At 42.1% G+C, this 20,108-nt stretch carries 15 protein-coding genes; 5 read left to right on the top strand and 10 right to left on the bottom strand.

What is annotated here, in order from left to right; all coding sequences use genetic code 11:
• Position 1 precedes the first annotated feature (1 nt).
• The 3 genes from ACH2DQ_RS28170 to rhaM all read left to right on the top strand — a co-directional run bounded on the left by ACH2DQ_RS28170 (position 2) and on the right by rhaM (position 2,830).
• Positions 2-1,015: an ABC transporter permease gene (locus tag ACH2DQ_RS28170; protein ID WP_394915496.1), complete on the top strand. Its 1,014-nt coding sequence runs from the start codon at positions 2-4 to the stop codon at positions 1,013-1,015.
• Positions 1,016-1,111: 96 nt separating this feature from the next.
• Entirely contained in the window at positions 1,112-2,290 is a 1,179-nt protein-coding gene (locus tag ACH2DQ_RS28165) for a rhamnose ABC transporter substrate-binding protein (protein WP_394915497.1), read from the top strand.
• Between the two features lie 228 nt (positions 2,291-2,518).
• The gene (rhaM, locus tag ACH2DQ_RS28160; protein WP_394915498.1) at positions 2,519-2,830 is read left to right on the top strand and encodes an L-rhamnose mutarotase; all 312 of its coding nucleotides are present in this window, start codon (positions 2,519-2,521) and stop codon (positions 2,828-2,830) included.
• A 153-nt stretch (positions 2,831-2,983) separates the two neighbouring features.
• Here the strand turns inward: rhaM and ACH2DQ_RS28155 are convergent, their stop codons facing one another.
• The 4 genes from ACH2DQ_RS28155 to ACH2DQ_RS28140 form a co-directional block, all read right to left on the bottom strand.
• On the bottom strand, positions 2,984-4,195 hold the full coding sequence (locus tag ACH2DQ_RS28155) for a substrate-binding domain-containing protein (protein ID WP_394915499.1): 1,212 nt from the start codon (positions 4,193-4,195) through the stop codon (positions 2,984-2,986).
• 158 nt (positions 4,196-4,353) lie between these two features.
• Positions 4,354-5,616 (bottom strand): ABC transporter permease, encoded by a 1,263-nt coding sequence (locus ACH2DQ_RS28150; RefSeq protein WP_395028741.1) that lies wholly within the window; start codon positions 5,614-5,616, stop codon positions 4,354-4,356.
• On the bottom strand, positions 5,616-6,620 hold the full coding sequence (locus ACH2DQ_RS28145) for an ABC transporter permease (protein ID WP_394915501.1): 1,005 nt from the start codon (positions 6,618-6,620) through the stop codon (positions 5,616-5,618). The genes ACH2DQ_RS28150 and ACH2DQ_RS28145 overlap by 1 nt, the downstream gene beginning before the upstream one ends.
• 3 nt (positions 6,621-6,623) lie before the next feature.
• A complete protein-coding gene (locus ACH2DQ_RS28140) occupies positions 6,624-8,129 on the bottom strand; it encodes a sugar ABC transporter ATP-binding protein (protein WP_394915502.1) in 1,506 nt (501 codons plus the stop codon).
• A 241-nt stretch (positions 8,130-8,370) separates the two neighbouring features.
• On the opposite strand from ACH2DQ_RS28140, the gene ACH2DQ_RS28135 reads away from it, so the two are divergent.
• On the top strand, positions 8,371-9,225 hold the full coding sequence (locus ACH2DQ_RS28135) for a helix-turn-helix domain-containing protein (RefSeq protein WP_394915503.1): 855 nt from the start codon (positions 8,371-8,373) through the stop codon (positions 9,223-9,225).
• A 920-nt stretch (positions 9,226-10,145) separates the two neighbouring features.
• A complete protein-coding gene (locus ACH2DQ_RS28130) occupies positions 10,146-11,063 on the top strand; it encodes an aldo/keto reductase family oxidoreductase (RefSeq protein ID WP_394915504.1) in 918 nt (305 codons plus the stop codon).
• A 48-nt stretch (positions 11,064-11,111) separates the two neighbouring features.
• On the opposite strand, the gene ACH2DQ_RS28125 is transcribed toward ACH2DQ_RS28130, so the two are convergent.
• The 6 genes from ACH2DQ_RS28125 to ACH2DQ_RS28100 all read right to left on the bottom strand — a co-directional run bounded on the left by ACH2DQ_RS28125 (position 11,112) and on the right by ACH2DQ_RS28100 (position 20,023).
• A complete protein-coding gene (locus tag ACH2DQ_RS28125; protein ID WP_395028740.1) occupies positions 11,112-12,521 on the bottom strand; it encodes a glutamate decarboxylase in 1,410 nt (469 codons plus the stop codon).
• A gap of 193 nt (positions 12,522-12,714) precedes the next feature.
• Positions 12,715-14,142 carry an alpha-L-fucosidase gene (locus ACH2DQ_RS28120; RefSeq protein ID WP_394915506.1) on the bottom strand — a complete coding sequence of 476 codons (1,428 nt, stop codon included), beginning with the start codon at positions 14,140-14,142 and terminating at the stop codon, positions 12,715-12,717.
• 210 nt (positions 14,143-14,352) lie between these two features.
• Complete coding sequence (locus ACH2DQ_RS28115; protein WP_395028739.1) at positions 14,353-15,786, bottom strand: sialate O-acetylesterase; 1,434 nt, start codon at positions 15,784-15,786, stop codon at positions 14,353-14,355.
• A gap of 8 nt (positions 15,787-15,794) precedes the next feature.
• The gene (locus ACH2DQ_RS28110) at positions 15,795-17,438 is read right to left on the bottom strand and encodes a hypothetical protein (protein ID WP_394915508.1); all 1,644 of its coding nucleotides are present in this window, start codon (positions 17,436-17,438) and stop codon (positions 15,795-15,797) included.
• Positions 17,439-17,441: 3 nt separating this feature from the next.
• Positions 17,442-18,197, bottom strand: coding sequence for a helix-turn-helix domain-containing protein (locus ACH2DQ_RS28105; protein ID WP_394915509.1), 756 nt, complete (start codon positions 18,195-18,197; stop codon positions 17,442-17,444).
• A 5-nt stretch (positions 18,198-18,202) separates the two neighbouring features.
• Positions 18,203-20,023: a sensor histidine kinase gene (locus tag ACH2DQ_RS28100; protein ID WP_394915510.1), complete on the bottom strand. Its 1,821-nt coding sequence runs from the start codon at positions 20,021-20,023 to the stop codon at positions 18,203-18,205.
• Positions 20,024-20,108 lie beyond the last annotated feature (85 nt).

Here is a 20,108-nt window from a genome sequence, read left to right as displayed (position 1 = left end):
CATGGCAACAAAATCTGGAAGAACAATATCAGCAGAAAAGAAATCATCATGGAAACAGACCCTTCTGAAATGGGAATCATTTTTAATCATTTTGTTTATTGCCGTTAATGTTATGAACTCCTTCATTTCACCCAACTATTTAAGCGTATCAGGATTATTTACAGCTACCTCATCTTTCCTGGAAAAAGCATTTATCGCTTTACCTATGGCTTATATCCTGGTACTGGGTGAAATCGACATCTCGGTTGGTTCCATCGTAGCATTATCAGCGGTTTTAATGTCACTGGCATATAACGCAGGGGTTCCGATGGGCCTTGCAATCATTATCTGTCTCTTAGTCGGAACAGCATGCGGGTTCTTAAATGGATTAATCCTTACTAAGTTTACCGAACTGGCACCTATGATCGTAACTTTAGGCACACAGATTTTATTCAGAGGTATCGCTGAAATTCTCCTGGGAGATCAGGCAGCAGGCGGACTTACAAGCGTAGAATGGTTCAGTAATCTATACTGGGGATCCATAGGTCCCGTACCATATATGTTTATCGTATTTGTAATCTGTGCAGTTGTATTTGGACTAGTATTACATAAAACCACTTTCGGAAGAAGAATTTACGCAATCGGAAGTAACCGTCTGGCAGCTGAATATGCAGGAATTCATGTACAGAAGCTTCGTTTAGTCGTTTATACCATCGCAGGTACATTTTCAGCAGTTACTGCAGTGTTCCTGGCAGCCCGTATGGGAAGTACCCGTTCTAATATTGCAGCAGGATATGAACTGGAAGCAATATCCATGGTAGTATTAGGAGGTATCTCTACCGCAGGCGGTAAAGGTAATTTCCCGGGAACAGTTATTGCGATCTTTATCATCGGTTTCTTAAGATATGGATTGGGACTGATCAACGTACCGTCACAGGTTATGTTAGTAATTATCGGTGCATTACTGGTAATAGCCGTAATGATACCAAACGTTAATATCGGAAAATTTTTAAAGAAAAAAGAAGCAGCAAACTAAAAAATGATAAATCAGAGTCATTAAAAAATTACTAATCAGGTACTTACACTAAGGTGTTATGTATAAAACTATTTATTCCAAGGGAGGAAACAATCAATGAAGAAAAAAGTAATTAGTGCATTATTATGTATGTCCATGGTTGCTACAATGATGGCAGGCTGCGGAAGCAGCGAAACAAAGACAACAGAAGCAGCGAAAACAGAGGCAGCAAAAACAGAAGCTGCAACAGAAGCAGGCGGCGACACTACAGAAGCAAAATCGGAAGCAGCTACTACAGAAGCTGCAGGTGACGAAACAGAAGCAGCAAAAGCAGACGGCGGTGCTGATGTAAGTGGAAATACTTATGCAATCGTTACAAAAGCAGCAGGAAATCCTTATAATGAAAAAGAAGCTACCGGATTCCAGGAAGTAATTGATGCAGCTGGCGGAAAATGCGTAGTTAAACATCCGGAAAGCGCTACAGCAGAAGCTCAGATCACAATGATCAACGAATTAGTTGCTCAGGGTGTACAGTCTATCTCAATTGCAGGTAATGACTTTGACGCTCTTCAGCCGGCATTAAAAGCTGCTATGGATAAAGGCATCCAGGTATCTTCCTTAGATGCAAACGTAAATCCAGACAGCCGTAAAACATTTGTTAACCAGGCTGGTGTAGACCAGATCGGACAGACATTAATGGATGCTGTACTTGATATCTCCGGTGGAGAAGGACAGTGGGCTATCCTTTCCGCAACAAGCCAGGCTACCAACCAGAACTCCTGGATTGAGTCTATGAAGAAAGTTATGGAAGATGAAAAATATTCCAAACTGGAATTAGTAGAAGTTGCTTACGGTGATGACGAATACCAGAAATCAGTTGACCAGACACAGGCGTTATTACAGAATTACCCAGACCTGAAAGTTATCTGTGCTCCTACTACCGTAGGTATCATGGCAGCAGCTAAAGTTATCCAGGATCAGGGCGTTGCAGACAAAGTTAAATTAACAGGACTTGGACTTCCATCTGAAATGGCTGATTATATCGGTGATGATGATACACATTCCTGCCCTTACATGTACTTATGGAATCCAATTGATGTAGGACGTCTGTCTGCTTATACATCAATGGCATTAGTATCCGGTGAAATCACAGGCGCAGCTGGTGAGAAATTTACAGCTGGCGACATGGGCGAATACGAAATCACAGCAGCTGCTGACGGCGGAACAGAAATCATCGTTGGACCTCCTTTCAAATTTGATCCATCCAACATCAATGATTGGAAATCCGTATACTAAAATTACGCAATAACTGCTAATAACAAACTTTTTCATATCATATTTTCCTTATAAAAAAGTCTTCTGCCTGTACCCCATACAGGCGGGGGACTTTTAAATCTTATAGTTTCAATCTTATATTTCTATGATACAATAAGTAAAAGACTTGGCGGAAGCGGCCAAATGTACAAGCATTCATGCATGTATGGTTTGCAGTCTGCAAATTAAAAAACTAGGAGGTAATACATTATGGTAAAAGGATTTAAAATGAAGTTATATGAAGGAAAGGAAGAAGAGTACGAGATCCGCCACAATCAGCTTTGGCCGGAAATGAAGGATATGATCCACCAGTACGGCGGCAAGAATTATACCATTTTTCTTGACAAAGAGACCCTGACTTTATTTGGGTATATTGAAATTGAGGATGAAGAATTGTGGGCAAAAGGAGCAGATACGGCAATTAACCGCAAATGGTGGGACTTCATGGCGGATATTATGGAGACAAACCCGGATAACAGCCCGGTAGCTATTGATTTGCAGACGGTGTTTCATTTAGATTAAATAATAAGTTGTGTTGAGTAAAGACCCTTTGCGGATGTAGACCGTGCAGGTTAAGTGAAGGAGGCGGATTATGACAGGTGTTAAGACTTTCTAACGCCTGTCATAATCTGCCTCCTTCTATTTCCATAATAACATTTGCTGATATTTTTTAAGTTATAATTTAGAAATCCATTCAGACATATTTCCTTTGTAGAAAATGTAAGGCTGCCCTGCTAGCACCGCTGTTCCGTCACCGCTCTGGTATGCTTCGTACTTTTCTTCCGGATAATCACGGAATGCTTTCATAGTGAAGGAAGAGCCCACTTTTCCATCAAAGGATTTGTCCAGGGTAGCTAAAGTAGAAGCTGCAGCTACAGCGCCCAGATGAATAACATCCCAGAGCATCATGTAGGGGCAAACGTATGCAAAGGCATCTTCGTCTGCTTTTGTTGGCATAAAGGACTGCATCTCGGATGGAAGACCAAGACCGGTTAACTTGATTTCACTGTTGGCTGATTTTAATGATTGCCCTGCTGCTGCGATACCTACGGTTGTCGGGGAAATAATGCAGTCTACTTTATTTTCTGCAATAAATGCCTGTGCCTGTGTTGTGGATTCGGTCAGGTCATCATTTCCGTATTTCTTGTCTAAGTCCGGGCTTACTTTACCGCCATATACAGGATCTGCCAATTCTGTTTCCATAGCTGCGATCCAGCTGTTCTGTACCGGGGTGTCAATCGATGCGGAGAGAACCCCAAGTTTAATTTCGTCTCCGGAGTAGTCTCCAAGCGCTTTTGTTACCGCAGCTTTCATATCACCGTCTTCCGGATAATCCACGCCAAGTGTAATCAATACGCCTGCCTGAACCAGGTTAGAACCGATATCCTGAACTTCAGCCTGGTTAATATGTGTTACCCGGTATTCCGGATTTGCTTCAGAATCAATTGATGTGATGGGAATTCCGGCTTCTTTTGCCTTTTTAAATACTTCATCGTAACCGGTATCACCATTTGTCGAGATAGTAATAGAAGCAACTTTTTGCGTAATCAGTTCATCCAGCAGTTGAACCTGAGCGGCTACCGTTGTTTCAGCCGGACTCTTATAAACGGCCTTCTGTCCCTCACCCTTCATGTATTCGTCAAAACCTTCAAACATCAGATCACCAAAAGAGTTACCGGTGCTTTTGAACATAAATACGTGAGAGCCTTCCAGAGAATCTGAGGAGCCGCCGGAAGTATTTCCGTCTGCTTTGACAGCCTGTGTCTCGGCTGTGCCGCCCCCTTCCGAACCGGTAGTTGTTGGTTTTGTGGAACTGCATCCTGCCAATGAACCAAATACCATTGATACGCAAAGTCCAAGTGCTAAAAATCTTCTTACCTTTTTCATGTTGTTATCCTCCAATTTTTTTTTATTTCCGCGAGCAACGAGCCATACGAACACGCTGGCGCGTCCATTTGGCGACTGCCGCGAGGGTCAAATGCCCTATTTATATAAGCAATACCAGGACAGACTGTCTCGTTATTGTTTATAACACACTAATATCCTTAAATGTTAAAACGCTGTTTTGCTTTTTTGGAATCTTCTTTTAGTTCTGATCTAAGGGATGCCGATGTTTCTTTGCACTTTGCCTGAACTGCCCCGATTTTTTCTTCATACTTATTTATTTTTGCTGCCCTTTCTGTTTCACTGAGCTTTTCGTCTTTTTTTATCTGGGCAATCAAGATTTTCATGGTCTTTACTTCTTCCTGTGATTTTAAGTTTACCGCTTCAATATTTTTATTATTGGAATAGAGTACCATCAGTTTCACATTTTCAATCAGCTGTTTGTTTACATTAGGTATGAGAACGGCGATGATCAGGATAAAACCGGTCAATATTTTACGGGAGTTGGCATCCACACCCATTAAGCCCAGGGTATAAATGAGAAAAGCCATGATCAGGGTACCGATTACAGGTCCGTATACTTTACCTTTCCCGCCGTTTGTGGAGACACCGCCAAGCACACAGATCGCAATGGCATCCAGTTCATATCCGGTTCCCATAGTGGAACTTACACCGCCGCCCATGCGGCCTACAAAGAAGATGGAGGCAATGCCAGCCATCATCCCCATTAATACAAAAACCACCATTTTGGTATGTTCCACACTGATGCCGGAATAGGTGGCTACCGTGGCATTATTTCCGATAATATATAACTTCCGCCCAAAGGACGAGCGGTGGAGAACCAGGATAAACAGGAAAGCCATCAGTAAAAACAATAAGAGTGCAACCGGAATTCCTGCAATATTCAGCCAGGCAATGTCCGTATAAAATTTGGGGAAATGCTTTAGAACATTTACATCCAGTATAATTTTTACAATTCCCCGAAACAGCATGGAGGTGGATATGGTTAAAATTACTGCAGGCATTTTTATGTAAGCGATGAGAAATCCGTTAAATGCACCGCAAACGCCTCCGGCTGCAATTCCAAACAATACACATAAAATCATGGGGATACCGGCATCCATGCTCAGTCCGGTAACCATAGAGGCAACAATCATAGTTGCTGCAACCGATACATCGATATCACCGAGCATAAGCACAAAGATCATGCCCAATACAAGGGGAGACAGATCCATACCGGATTGTATAATAGACTGAATGGTGCCGGCGGAAAAGTAGAGTCCCGGTCTGGTTGCCATAAGTACCAGGTTGATTGCAAGTAAGATATAGACCAGTATCATTTCCCATTTAACTAAAAACCTGGTTAGTTTAAATTTTTCCTTTACTGCCAGATCCCTGGCAGGTGTCTTCATTTCTCCGTTCATTAGATTAAAGCACCCCTTTCCTTTAAGATTCGTTTTTCAGAGGAGCGCAGTGTAAATAAATTAATTGCTACCGCAATAATTATAATTGCACCCTGGATGGCATCTTGCCACACACTGAGTCCTGGGAGTAAACTGATAAAATAAGTAATGACGCTCATCATTAAAAAGCCTATTATTACGCCATCTATCTTACCCCGTCCACCGGTAATGCTGACTCCCCCAAGGATACAGATAGCGATTGCCTGCATTTCATAACCTTCGCCCATACCATAATAACAAATGGAATAATTTGCGGTATAAAGCATCCCGGAAAGTCCTGCAAGTGCGCCGCAGATTGTAAATGCCATAAAGGTAACACGTGCTTCCTTAATACCGGCTACTTTGGCGGATTCCCGGTTTGTTCCAATGGCATAAATGCGTCTGCCGTAAGAAGAATAGCCAAGAAAAATACCGGCAAGTACAAAGATCACAAGTACAAACCATAAAATATTGTAAATGCCCAGAAACTGCCCGGATGCAAATGTCACATAATTTTCTGTGAATTGGTGAGGGAACCACCAGTTTCCTCCGCTGCATAAAAATGCCAGACCCCGGAAAATATACATTGTTCCAAGAGTGGCGATCATAGGAACCATTTTCAGGTAACCTACAATAAAACCATTAAAAGCGCCGCACAGTACACCCACTGCAATACCCAGTATCACCCATACGAATCCCGGTATATTCTGGTGGCTGTTCATTAGAGAGGAACAGATTACCCCTGCCAGGCTCAAGGTAGATGCCACAGATAAATCGATGCCTCCTGTGATAATGACCATCATCATGCCTACTGCAAGCAGCGCATATACCGCATTGTTGCGAAGCATATTCATAATTGAAGTTAAGGAGTACATGGAAGGCGTGATAAATGCAGCTACGATCAAAAGAACTGCAAAGCCAACTAAAAGCCCAAAGTTCCGGTTGCCTGTAATTTTTTCTGAAAATCTATTTCTATCCGACTTCATTACTTACTCCCCCTTTCCGTCTTTGTGTTTTAAAGAAGCTTCTAAAATCATTTCCTGAGTGGTTTTGCCGGACTCAAATTGCCCGGTGACACGTCCCGATTTCATGACAACGATTCGGTCAGCCATGCCCAGTACTTCCGGCATTTCCGATGAAACCATGATGATGGCGTACCCATTTGATGCCAGCTCGTTCATAATTTCATAAATAGAATACTTGGCGCCAACATCAATTCCTTTCGTAGGCTCATCCAGGATTAAAACCTTTAAATCACAGCTCAGTAACTTTGCAAAAACTACTTTTTGCTGGTTTCCGCCAGATAGAGATGAGGGAGGTGCACTGATATCTTTTGCTTTCAGCTGTATTTTTTGGCAAAGAGCAATTGCATTTTTTATTTCTTCATCTTCCTGAAGGAAAAGTCCCTTTGTAAATCTGCTTATGACGGCAGAGGATACATTTTGGTAAATGGGAAGTTCGTTGACCAGCCCCTGTATCTGCCGGTCTTCCGGAAGAAGTCCGATCCCATACTGCAAAGCATCAATGGGAGTTTTGATTTTAACCTCTTTTCCCTCCAGTTTTATGGTACCGGAGTCCGGTTTCATAATTCCGAAAATGTTCTGGCAGACTTCGGTGCGTCCTGCACCAACAAGACCTGTCAGTGCCAGTATCTCTCCTTTTTTCACCTGAAAAGATACATTTTTGAAGTAACCCTCTTTTGAGATATCTTCTACTTCCAGAACTACGTCTCCAATTTTTGAAGTTTTTGTAGGATACATCTGGCTTAATTCCCGCCCCACCATTTCAGCAATCAGTTTCTGATTGGAGATCTTGTCCACATCCCAGCTGCCTATGTACCTGGAGTCCCGGAAGACCGTAACCCTGCTTGCCAGCCGGTACATATCTTCAAACTTATGTGTAATAAAGATAATTGAGACACCTTCATCTCTCAGGCGTTCTGCAATCTGGTACAATTGTTCACACTCTGTTCTGGTTAACGATGCAGTGGGTTCATCCATAATCAGTATGCGTGCATCTCTGGACAGTGCTTTTGCTATTTCTACCAGCTGCTGTCTGGCTACACTAAGAGCACCCATGGGTTTACTTACATCAATTTCATTGCTGAGGGGCTGTATCAGTTCTTTTGCCCGCTGGGTCATCAGCTTCCAGTTATACAGACCAACTTTATTTTTAATCTCCTGCCCCATAAAAATATTTTCTGTAACGGATAAATCAGGAAATGCAGTGACATGCTGGTAAATAGCAGCAATCCCAAGTTTGGCTGAATCCGCTGTGGATCTTAAGGTAATTTTTTCACCCTCCAGCAACATAATGCCGCTGTCCGGTTGATGTACGCCTGTTATAACTTTAATAAATGTAGATTTGCCGGCGCCATTCTCGCCCATAAGAGCATGTATCTCACCTCTCTTAAGTTGAAAGTGAACACCATTTAATGCTGTTACTCCGCCGAAGGTTTTTACAACGTCTTTCAACTCTAAGATAAAATCATTCATCATTATTCCCCTTTCCCTTATTAAATTTTTGTGGTACTGTGTGTTGTGATAAGCATATACTACCCCGTTTTTTCTCTTTTTCAATATCAAAAATTGTTTTTCTGATATCAAAAATTGCTATTTTGGGCTATCTTACTATTATTTTAGAAAAATGGGTGGATTTATTATATAGTTTTTAAATGAATGTTAAGACATGACAAAAAAAGTTAACAATACTGTTTTTATATGGAGGGACTTCATTGTGATATTACCTAAAAGAAATTTACCGGAACAATACTCAAAAAGAACAAATCAAATTTCCCACCAGACGGAAAGCCTACCATTCTATGTAAAAGAATGTGGTTTCTGCAATGAAAAAAAGTTTGTTCTTGGAAATGCAAATAACTATTATGATTATATTTTACTATACTCCGTTTCCGGAGTTGTCCGATTTACCAAAAATCAAAGTACCCAGTACATTTACCAGGATAATGTAGTAATCTCTTCCTGCAATACGCCGCTGACATTCACCCGTGCAAGTAACAACTGGGAATATTTCTATATGATAATCCGGGGTACACATGCAAAATTATATTACAATCTGGTAAGAAATAAGTCCAGTATTATTCCCACCGACAGACTGAGCAGTATCCTGGATCTGTTTTTAGAAATGCATCAGATAACCTTTAAAAAAGAAGTTTTAGACGATATGCAGGCAAGCTTAATTATACATAATATTTTTTTTGAACTATATAAGATATCCAACAGCATTTTAGAAACTAAAAAAATAACTCCGGTGCAGGAGACCGTAGTCAACCTCTCACTGAAGTACATAGCAAATAACTATAAAAATGATCTGGATGTAGATACGATTTGCAACGAGGTAAGCTTTTCAAAATATTACTTTTGCAAGCTGTTTAAAGATCATATGGGAATGACCATACATCAGTACGTAAACGAGTACCGGGTGAATAAATCAAAAGAACTGCTGACCTATTCGAAACTCTCCATAAATGCAATCGCAAAGTCTGTGGGATTTAAAAGTACGCTGACATACAGCAGATGTTTTGAGCGGTTCACGCATATGACGCCAAGTGAGTATCGGAAAAATTTTTGATGGTAGAATAATGAGGAATGATGTTGGTGTTTTTTGTGTTACATACAATATAATACATACATTTTAAACTGTAAAATTTATAAAAAATAGTTTATGTGGATATTGTCAATATGTGGTCAGTGTGATATACTTTTTTTATAAGAGCAATCGTGTTACGGGGTGATGTTGACCTTCATTTTACATAGAATGGAGGTGATGTCTATGAAACATTTCGATTTTAAGGATTTGATGTCTTTTGGAATGTTTTTAATAGGATTACTGACGTTCATTTATATGATCTGTCACTAATGGGCATAGAAAAACCACCCTGAAACTTTTGACCGAGTAGATGGGTGGTTTTTCTATCCAATTCAATAAGGTCAACCCACCTTGTGGGCGGTTGCTCTTTATATTTTTAATATATCATATAATGATTGGTATTACAATAGTAATTAGGATAAATATAATAAGTAGTGAAATTAAAAATTACCGTTCACTATGGGTGATGCAGCAATTATCAATATAATGATAATAGGATTACTGACGTTCATTTATATGATCTGTCACTAATGGGCATAGAAAAACCACCCTGAAACTTTTGACCGAGTAGATGGGTGGTTTTTCTTACTCTAAATAAGGTCAACCCACCTTGTGGGCGATTGCTCTTAGACTAACATATTTTTAAGCATATTACAAGTGTATTTTTAACTAATAGTTTAATAAATATAAGTGTATTAGATTGTTATCTAAAAAGCAATTGCAATATATATACATCAGTCCTATGGCAGTTCAACATCAATATAAAACATAAAAATATATAAAAAGTAAAGTATAAGTTGAAAGAAAATAATAAAATAGAAAGGAAGCCACAGCATGATTCTTTCAACCAGTTTCAAAGTGGCAGTATTGCAGGCTAATCTGTAATACACATAGGTATTAATATGAAAAGTATCAGCATCGGAAATGGGAAAATCCAGGTACCGGAAATCGGACTTGGATGTATGAGAATCAAAGAATTGAAGACAAAGGAAGCTGTCAGGGAATTGATTGACACCGCAATGGATCAGGGAATAAATTTTTTTGATCATGCGGATATATATGCAGGAGGAGGAGCCGAGGAATTATTTGGTGACGTGACAGAGCCTGGGCTGCGGAACAAAATGCTGATTCAGACAAAATGTGCAATTCGTCCGGGGTGCTGCTTTGATTTCTCCAAAGAACATATAATCAGTTCGGTGGAAGGCAGCCTGAAGAGGCTGAAAACAGATTATATCGATATTCTGCTGCTTCACCGTCCGGATACCTTAATGGAGCCGGAGGAAGTTGCCGGGGCATTTGAGGAGCTGGAGAAGTCAGGAAAGGTCCGCTATTTTGGGGTAAGTAATGAAAACCCATATCAAATGGAACTATTGAATAAATACTGCAATCAAAAAATACTGATCAACCAGCTGCAGTTTAGCATTGCGCACTGCGGAATCGTAGATGCAGGGATTAATGTAAATATCCATAACGATGCAGGAACAAACCGTGACGGTGGTGTACTGGAATACTGCAGATTAAAAGACATCACCATTCAGGCATGGTCGCCGTTTCAATATGGAATGTTTGAAGGCGTTTTCTTAAACAATGAAAAATTCCCCCTTTTGAATGAGAAGATTGACCGGATGGCTGAAAAATACCAGGTGACAAATAATGCGATAGCAATTGCCTGGATTCTGCGCCATCCAGCCAAAATACAGGCGATTGTGGGAAGTACGAATAAACAGAGAGTGGCGGATATTTGCAAAGCATCGGATCTTACACTTACAAGAGAAGAATGGTATGAATTGTATATGGCGGCAGGGAAGAAGCTGCCGTAAATGTGAAAAGGGCGGCTGCAAATATTATATGCAGCCGCTCTGATTGGTTTAATGGGTAAATCCATAGACTTTCGGTTCTGTTTTTTTGCCATGAACAAGGACAGCAGCTTTGTCTAATTCCTGTATGCCTTCTTTCAGATCGCGAATCAGCAGTTCTGCCATATCATAGTTTAAATCAGCACGGCACACAATCCGCTGGATAATAACGTTCTCCAGATTCTTAGGCAGAGGATAGGTGGGAACCTGCCATCCCCGCATGAGCAGGCGGTCGGATAAGTCATAAAGTGTCCACTCACGGTTTTTATCCTCTTTCAGAGTATAGCAGACAACCGGAAGGTCACTTCCGTCGTGGTAGATATGGAAGATGCCGGTTTCTCTTAATTTATCAGCCAGGTAGTGCGCTACATCCTGAGTCTTTTGCTGGATTCTCCGGTATCCCTCCTTTCCCAGACGGATAAAATTGTAGTATTGTCCAATAATCTGGCTGGCGGACCTGGAAAAGTTCAGGGCGATTGTGGGCATCTTGCCCCCCAGGTAATCTACTTCAAAAATTAACTCCTCAGGGAGATACTCTTTGCGTTTCCAGAGAACCCATCCGATTCCGGGATATACCAGTCCATATTTGTGGCCGGAACAGTTGATGGAGATAACGTTTTTTAATCGAAAATCCCAGGGCAGATCCGGATTTACAAAAGGTACAAAAAGACCACCGGATGCAGCGTCTACATGAATATAGACTTTATGTCTGGTTGAGGCATTATAAGCTTCCAGTTTCCGGTCGATTGCCTGCATGTCGTCAAATTTTCCGGTATAAGTAATGCCCAGGATACCGACTATGCCGATGGTATATTCATCCACATATTGAAGTACCGTATCCGGATCTATGCACATACAGCCGGCACTCATTGGTACCTCCCGCAGCTTAATATCCCAGTATACACAGAATTTCTCCCAGCAAACCTGATACCCGGAGGAAATTACAAGATTTGGTTTTTTAGAGAGATCAAGGCCAAATTCAGCGGCTCTTTTTCGCCAGCGGAATTTCATTGCCATACCTGCCAGCATACATGCCTCAGAGGAACCTACGGTGGAGGTGCCGATGGTATCGGCTTCATCAGGAGAGTTCCACAGATGAGAGATCATATTAATGCAGCGGTGTTCGATTTCCGCAGTCTGAGGATACTCTGTCTTGTCAATGGCATTCTTCTCAAGGGTTTCGGACATAAGTTTAACGGCTTCTTCTTCCATGTAAGTCTGGCAGAACGTAGCCAGATTCAATCTTGCGTTGCCTTCGTTCATCAGTTCATCTTTAATCAGCTGGTAAGCAAGTGCCGGTTCCAGAGGGTGATCACCGATTACATTTTTCGGTATGGGAGAATCTGCCTCTAATGTTCCGAAAAGCGGTGTATCAAAGGAATCTTTAAACGTTTCTCGTTTCTTGTACTGGTCATATAACATGATACTCACTCCTGTTCTGTTTTTATTTTAAATAGCTAAATTTTATTATATGACATTTTAGAATGAAGTACAATAATCGGGGAATTAAGAAAGATGTTGATACAGGAATTATTATCAGGGTGCAGGAATCAATACAAGTGTGCAGGAATTAATACAAGTGTACAGGAATTAATTTCATGATACATTTTCCGTGTTAAAATAAAATCTTTAAGGCATATGCAAATTTACAGGGTGGCTGATCCGGAAGGGTTACTTCCAGAAAATCATTTGTTTGAATAAAGTCAAGTCCGAAATCCGTTCCCAGCAGTTGCACCTTTGTCACTGCTCTTGGACTGCATTTTTTCAGTGCCTTAATATAGAGCTTACGGTTATCCGGCCACCCAAAGGTAATGGCATAAACTGAGGAATCATTCTGGGTAAAGCGAAAGTCTTCGGAGGTAAAAATGTGATTCCTGATATCGGATGCAAGCCCATCTTCCACCTGGTGATTGATTTTATCAATGTCATAATTTTCGTCCGCTACAGTGGTGGGACCTTCTGCTGCTGTCAGCCAGGGGCGGGTATTATAGATAGCCTCTCCGTTAACTTTCAGCCAGTCACCAATTTCATGGAGTATACTCACGGCATCAGGATGAAAGGAGCCATCTGCATTTGGTCCTACATTTAACAATAAGTTTCCGTTTTTTGCCGTGATGTCACAAAGCTGATGGATGATGCTGCAGGCAGACTTATACTTAGGATTTTGTACCATGCACCAGGTTATGTTATCTTCCAGTCTGTCATCTGTCTGCCAAGGAAAGTTTTTCGCCTGGGAAAAACGCCCGCATTCAATATCATAGATTCCAATATCAGCCGGGAAATCTTCCTGCTTATAAGATATGGCTATATCTTTGCTGCTGCAAGTATTATAGTAATGGCGCACCATCTTATAGCGGTATGCTTCATCGATAATAAAAGAGCGGCTGTCAAAATAGATCAGGTCAGGCTGATAGAGATCTACGACTTCGTTTACCTTATCCAGCCACATTTGATTAAACTTCTCATCAGGCATGCGGTAAGGGTGATAACGGTTTGTCTCCAGTGGCAGAGCATCCCAGTAATACCGCTGATTGTCGGGGTTATAGACATCCGCTTCTGCATCGGAAGACATAAACCATCCCCAAAGCCATTGATGGTGAAAGGTGCTCAGTATTTTGATGTTCCTTTTACGGAAAGCATCGACACACTCTCCGGTAATATCTCGTTTCGGTCCGTAATGAACAGCGTTTACCGGATTGACCTGACTGTTCCACATGGAAAAATTATCAGCGTGTTCCGTAACGGGTCCCGCATATTTTGCTCCCGAAGCTACAACCAGGTCTGCCCATTCTTCCGGATCAAACTTTTCTCCGGTAAACATCGGATAAAAATCTTTATATCCGAAATCGTGAAGAGACCCATAGGTTTTTTCATGATGGACATTCTGGGAGAGACCCTTTCCGTACATATTCCTGGAATACCATTCATTCTCAAAAGCCGGAACACTGTATGGTCCCCAATGGAAAAAAAGTCCAAATTTAGCATCCCGGAACCACTTTGGTGCCTGGCGTTCATAGGGTTTCCAATTTAATTCTGATGACATATTGATACCTCCAATTTTCATTTTATTTCATATTTGCCGTTAAAATTGACACTGAATATAAGATTGCCGTAAATAAATATCCTGTATGTAAGATCGTCGTAAATAAAAATCTCTGTATTTAAGACTCTCCGTAAATAAAAGTCACAGTATATAAGACTCATAGCATATACATCTCACATTAAATAAATAGCTCTTTATACAAAACCGGTTTTATACAATCCTGTGTGTTTCCACAGAAAATTGATAAAAAGAAAGCACAGGAAGATACGTAACCCCATCTACGGGTGGAATAAAACTTGGCACGGGTTTATGGCAGAAGGAAACAAAAGCCTTCCCCCGAATTTCCCGGTCCAGGGTAAGCAGCAGTCCATTTGGAATGCCAGGTGCCGGAATTATGCTATAAGGTGGAACTTCCCCCAGGCAGTCTTCTATATAAAAGCCGCATTCAGCAGCATTATGGCTGTAAAGAAATAAGTTCTTTACCACGCCCAGGAACCGCAGCAGTATCTGGTCAGCCTGAATCAGTTCCGCACTGTGTATATCCGGTGCCAGAAAAGCCGGGGCACTGCAAAGCACATGACCGCACAGTTTTGCCATCCGTTCGCCTAAAAGTGTATTGGAAACAGAAGAATTGTGTACGTTATCGGACAGAGAGCAGTTTAATGTTGGGAGTACATATACATTTGGCATGGAAAGCGCAGTCCGGCGCTGGATTTCCCGGATTACCGCCCAACCTTCCTCATAAGGGGAGTCTATTTCCCGGTTCAGCTGAAAAGTAAAAAACGGTATTTCATACCCGAGATCGGCTCTTACATTGGAGATAAGCGTATGATATTTCTCCTCATAGACTTCAAAATTTCCGGAGAGGGTATCCGCACATCCCTGGTACCATAAAATGCCGGCTGGGGCTGCAGTTCCGCTGCCCGGGGTAAGATTTTTGACTTTCCGCATCATATTCCAATAGAGTGACCCGGTTCCGTTTTTGTCCCACAGGTCAATGGGAGAGCCGCCCTTTGCACAGACAATTAACCCCACCGGGCAGCCCGAAATCTGCTGAAAGTGCCTGCCAAATGCGATCCATGGTGAAGTTCCCGACACCCGAAGTTCTGTGTTTGCATTATCATCATCAGCATCGGTAGATTCGTTTAAAGGGTGGGCGGCCAGTGCCCAGCGGTTATTGTTGCGCAGTACATGAACGCCTAAAGCCGGTGGGTCACCGCCCCAATCCTGACCAAACCCAGCAGCATTTGACTGCCCCGCTACGAGAAACAGATTTCCAACACCGATGTGGAATCTCACGTCACCGCGGAACATCCAGGTATAAGTCCCATCGGTGCTGGCGGAATCCACTCCGGTTTCAATCCGGTATAATCCGCCCTTTGGCAGAGAAAGGGTTATTTCAAAAGTGCCGGTAAAGCGTTCGTCGTCTTCCAATAAAAAGTCCGCAGGTGTCCATGGAATTACCGGATAGTTATTCTCCTCCTGCATAATGCGCACTACCGGAACGGCGTATTTCACACCCACGTTCAGGGCGGCTTCCGGTACAGAATAATGCCCTTTTAGTGTAATGGTACCAGAATCCCCGGTCTTTTGTATAATTGCCCAGTCATCCGGGGCAGATGTTAATATTACTCCTGTCATCATAATCTCCTTTATTTTATATTCAGCATTTCTGCCTGTTTATTTAAATCATCAATGTAGGTTTGTATGCCGTCATTTTCCCACCGTCTGATAACCTCATGCCACATATCCACAGGATCCTCTTCCCCAATAATGACTTTGGTGAATTCATCAATCATAGTTGAAGTAGAAAAAATATCAGACTCTTCTTTGGACATTTGTAAAAAGTCATATGGCCGTTCCACCATGGTGGTATTTTCCTGATTCCAGTGCAGTGCGCCGTTGGACATCTCCATAATCTTTCTGCCATACCGTTTGTTATTTTGCTCACTGGATACAAAATCATCATCGGATCCGCCCCAGGATGCCAGACTGGTAAATAAGTTTAAAGAGGGGTATTTTTTGAGCAGCAGCTCGGATACATTTTCACTGGAAGTATCCAGAAGACAGGTGTATTCCCCGTTCTTTAAATCATAATCCTCCCCTTCTATGCCAAACCGGGTGAGATACCAGCCTTCCTCGGACAGCAGGTATTCATACAGATATAAGATCCGTTCCATTTTCTCCTCATCAACATGGGAAGAAAACAAAGATTCCGACCAGAAAGGAGAGCTGCTGTTACTGTACCGCTTCCCGTCTGCACATGGGAAAATATTTAAAATGCTCACCGCATCTTCAAAGGGTTCCGTTTCATCGTGATAGTGGTTCCAGTAAGCTTTGATCTCAGAAAGGGCTGCCGGAGAAGTCTTATATTCCAGCGCTCCAAGCTTCCCTCGGGCAAAATCGTAGACAGAATCTACCGTCTTCTTCAAATAAAACTCCGGGTCAAGGCCCCCGCTTACATACAATTTCCGATAGGCTTTTACTACATCTTCGAATTCCGGCAAAAGGTAAGAGGGAAGAAACTTTCCGTCTTTTTTTACCCAGGTGTATACATTACATTCCGGTGCAATACCCAGAATCAGCCACTTTCCAAGCGCGGTGCGATTCCCAACGTTATATCCCAGGGTATCATCTGCACCATTTCCGTCCGGATCCTGTGTGGCAAAGGCAACCGTCATATCAATAAACTCATCCAGACTTTCGGGTTCCTCTAAGCCCAGATTATTCAACCAGTCTTTGCGCACCAGCAGTCCTGCATCGGAGGATGATAAATCCATATCTCCAAATGAAGTCCTGGGAAATGTGTATATTTTACCGTCCTTCTGCTCTAAAAAATGCTGCAGGGAGTCAACCGTCTTTTTTACCTCGGGATAGGCAGAGAGGTCATCGGGCAGAGGTGTGAGCATTTTGCGTGAGATCATATCGGTCAGGGATAGCGCGTTATTTTCAGAGGTGCCCGTTATTGTAGTTGCGGCAAAGATATCGGGGAGGGAATCCGACACTCCCATAACCAGATAGCGCTCATTATAATCGGACCAGTTCAGGTTAACAGGCTGAATCGATATATTAAACAAATCTTCCAGATAACGCCAGACCCCGTCTTTGTCCTTGCTGTTTTCCATAGCCTGAATATTCCAGAATCCAATGCTGATTTCCAGGTGCTGGCTTAAATCGGCATTCTGAAGGGACTCGGGCAGCCTCTTTTCAGTTTCTGCCGGTCCGTCTTCCCGGCAGCCCCAGAGCAGGCATAGGAGAACCGCCAGTACAGCTAACATCACAATTTTTATTTTCATACCTCAATCCTCCCTGTTCCGGTAGGCAGTTGGCGTGATTCCCATGGTCTTTTTAAAAACTTTTGCAAAGTAAAAGTAATCCCGGTAACCAGTTGTTAAAGCAATCTCAGAAACCGGGAGATCCGTATCCTGAAGTAATTTCACCGCATGTTCTATGCGAAGTTCGGTGAGATAACAGCTAAAGGTCTTGTTCATTTCCTGGTTAAATAACTGGCTGGCATAATTGGGGTTGACGCTGCACTGCTCCGCAATCTGCTGGATGGATATACATTCGCTGTAGTGCTGGTGAATATAGGACAGCATACATCTGACAATCCGGTTTTTCACCGGAAATTGATTGAGATTTTCTTCTTTTTGTTCTTTCTTTTTCTTTTCCATAGAATGCAGAAACTCTACTTTCTCATATGCGCGCAGAATGCTGTCCTGAATTTCCGTAGGGGAAAACGGCTTCAGGCAATAGCCGATTGCATTTTGAGTCATCGCTTTTTGCACATAGGCAAACTCTGCGTGTCCGCTTATGATGGTAAAAACAGTATCCACTTTTTCCAGATTTGCTGCCTGCAGCAGTTCCAGACCGCCAAGGCCCGGCATTTTAATGTCTACAAATGCCAGGTCAGGCCGCTGGTCCAGAATTAACGAAAGCCCCGTTACGCCGTTATACGCTTCCCCGATAATTTCAAAGTAATCCTGGTTAAGCAGTAGCGCCCGCAGACTTTTGATCACCCATTTTTCATCATCAATAATGACTGCTCTGTACATGATGGTTACTCCTCCTTTCTTTGCTGCTGAAATGGAATCCGAATCTGAATATTTGTTTCGATATGTTCTTTTGACTCAATAATTAAATGGTAGGGTTCGCCATAATACAGACGGATGCGGCTGTTTACATTTAAAAGCCCAAGGCTGTCCGAATCCTCCCCGGAGGCAGCCATGGAAAGGGATTCTTCCATAGAAGTGGGAATCGTCTTCGGGTGGTTCAGATTGTCCCGGATCTGGCACAGCCGTTCGCTGGAAATGCCTTCCCCGGTATCGTATACCCAGATAACAAGAGTGTCATTGGAAGCGTCATGTACGCCACCTATCTGTAAATGTCCCGGTTCCAGCAGTTTTTCCAGACCGTGGACAATGGAGTTTTCCACCAGAGGCTGTAAGATCATCTTGGGAATACAGGCATCCATAATTTCTTCCGATATACTGTACGCAATCGTAAAACGTCCCTCAAAACGGGTAGACTGTATCATCAGATATGATTTGACTATCTCCAGCTCTTCCCGAAAAGTAACAAACTCATTTCCTTTAATGCTGTAGCGGAGAATCTGCGCCAGAGCCTGGGAAATGTTAATAATGTCATCAGACCGTCCCTCGGTTGACATACCGCAGATCAGAGCCAGGGTATTGTACAAAAAATGTGGGTTGATCTGGCTTCTTAAAAAAGCTAGTTCCGTTTTCTTTGCATAGATCTCCGTTTCATACATTTTCGTACAGGTATTAAAAATATCACGGTTTAAGGTATCTACCTCATCCAGCATCTGGTTAAATGCATTTCCAATGGCGGCGGCTTCCAGGCAGACATATGACTGTTCATCCAGGTGGATACGTTCTTTCAACGCCCGCCTGTTTCCGGAAGTAATCTTATTCATGATCCCGGTTAATTCCGAGATTGTGTTGAAAAACCGGGAGATAAAGTAAATTAAAAACGAGCAGACTGCAATAAAAATAACCAGGGTGAGAAAATACTGGCTTCCCACAGTCCGGATCAGTTTCTGAATCAGAGCACCCTTTGGAATGATGGATATTAATTCATATCCGGTTTCGGGTATTGCATGAGTCTCAAAGGTATATTCCGTATTGGAATAAGTAAAAACTAAATCCCCGGATTTTTTAGATAGAAATGCCTGGTAAATCTCTTCATCGCCTAAAAGCAGATTTTTGCTCTGATCCAGGAAAATCATTTTTTGATCGGCACTGTCCAGAGAGTAAGAGCCTCCAAGAAAGCGGGAGGGCTCTATTGCCACAAAAACTGCCCCACAGGGAGTGGCATTGCTTAAGTCCAGGGGATAGATCAGCCGCCCTGCAACAATACATACTGTATTTAAAGAGTGAATAAAGTAATTTTGCCGGTCAAAGAAAATCACATCATGCTGATCACTGGGAAGTTCCTGTAAAAGCTTACTAGTAATAGAAGAATCCCCGGCCACATTGCTGAAATTACCATTGTCACCAATCACCGCAATATCAATGATGGATGGTTCCTGATTCTGGGTGTTGATCAGCAGATTAGAAACCCGCTGTACATAGTCAAACTTAGATTCTTCCTTGTTCTCAATAAGATAGCTCTGTACCAGCTCATTATAAGCAAGGCTGGTTGTAAGTTTTGAAAAATAGGTGTAGTTGTACTGGACTTCGTGAAGCACCTGGTTCACTTTCTCATCCTGATTGGTCTTTAAGGACTGATACTGCAGTTTGTAATAAGAAAAAATACTGAATATCATAATTCCAGCCATGGTAACCGCCATGATAATTAAAAGAATCATCATCTGGCGCCGCAGGGGCTGGGGTGTAAATTTTTTTAACGGTATTTTCATTATTTTAGTAACCTCTTAAGTTATTGTGCTTATTTTAAACAAGATCGTAGAGTTAATCTCAATAAGCGGTTGTCTTTATTAAGAT

It is taken from the genome of Robinsoniella sp., assembly GCF_034124845.1.
This window is presented reverse-complemented; position numbering and strand designations above follow the sequence as displayed.

Coding starts and splice junctions, on each gene's coding strand:
- ACH2DQ_RS28170 (WP_394915496.1), top strand. CDS start 2: ATGGCAACAAAATCTGGAAGAACAATATCAGCAGAAAAGAAATCATCA.
- ACH2DQ_RS28165 (WP_394915497.1), top strand. CDS start 1,112: ATGAAGAAAAAAGTAATTAGTGCATTATTATGTATGTCCATGGTTGCT.
- rhaM (WP_394915498.1), top strand. CDS start 2,519: ATGGTAAAAGGATTTAAAATGAAGTTATATGAAGGAAAGGAAGAAGAG.
- ACH2DQ_RS28155 (WP_394915499.1), bottom strand. CDS start 4,195: ATGAAAAAGGTAAGAAGATTTTTAGCACTTGGACTTTGCGTATCAATG.
- ACH2DQ_RS28150 (WP_395028741.1), bottom strand. CDS start 5,616: ATGAACGGAGAAATGAAGACACCTGCCAGGGATCTGGCAGTAAAGGAA.
- ACH2DQ_RS28145 (WP_394915501.1), bottom strand. CDS start 6,620: ATGAAGTCGGATAGAAATAGATTTTCAGAAAAAATTACAGGCAACCGG.
- ACH2DQ_RS28140 (WP_394915502.1), bottom strand. CDS start 8,129: ATGAATGATTTTATCTTAGAGTTGAAAGACGTTGTAAAAACCTTCGGC.
- ACH2DQ_RS28130 (WP_394915504.1), top strand. CDS start 10,146: ATGAAAAGTATCAGCATCGGAAATGGGAAAATCCAGGTACCGGAAATC.
- ACH2DQ_RS28125 (WP_395028740.1), bottom strand. CDS start 12,521: ATGTTATATGACCAGTACAAGAAACGAGAAACGTTTAAAGATTCCTTT.
- ACH2DQ_RS28120 (WP_394915506.1), bottom strand. CDS start 14,142: ATGTCATCAGAATTAAATTGGAAACCCTATGAACGCCAGGCACCAAAG.
- ACH2DQ_RS28115 (WP_395028739.1), bottom strand. CDS start 15,786: ATGATGACAGGAGTAATATTAACATCTGCCCCGGATGACTGGGCAATT.
- ACH2DQ_RS28110 (WP_394915508.1), bottom strand. CDS start 17,438: ATGAAAATAAAAATTGTGATGTTAGCTGTACTGGCGGTTCTCCTATGC.
- ACH2DQ_RS28105 (WP_394915509.1), bottom strand. CDS start 18,197: ATGTACAGAGCAGTCATTATTGATGATGAAAAATGGGTGATCAAAAGT.
- ACH2DQ_RS28100 (WP_394915510.1), bottom strand. CDS start 20,023: ATGAAAATACCGTTAAAAAAATTTACACCCCAGCCCCTGCGGCGCCAG.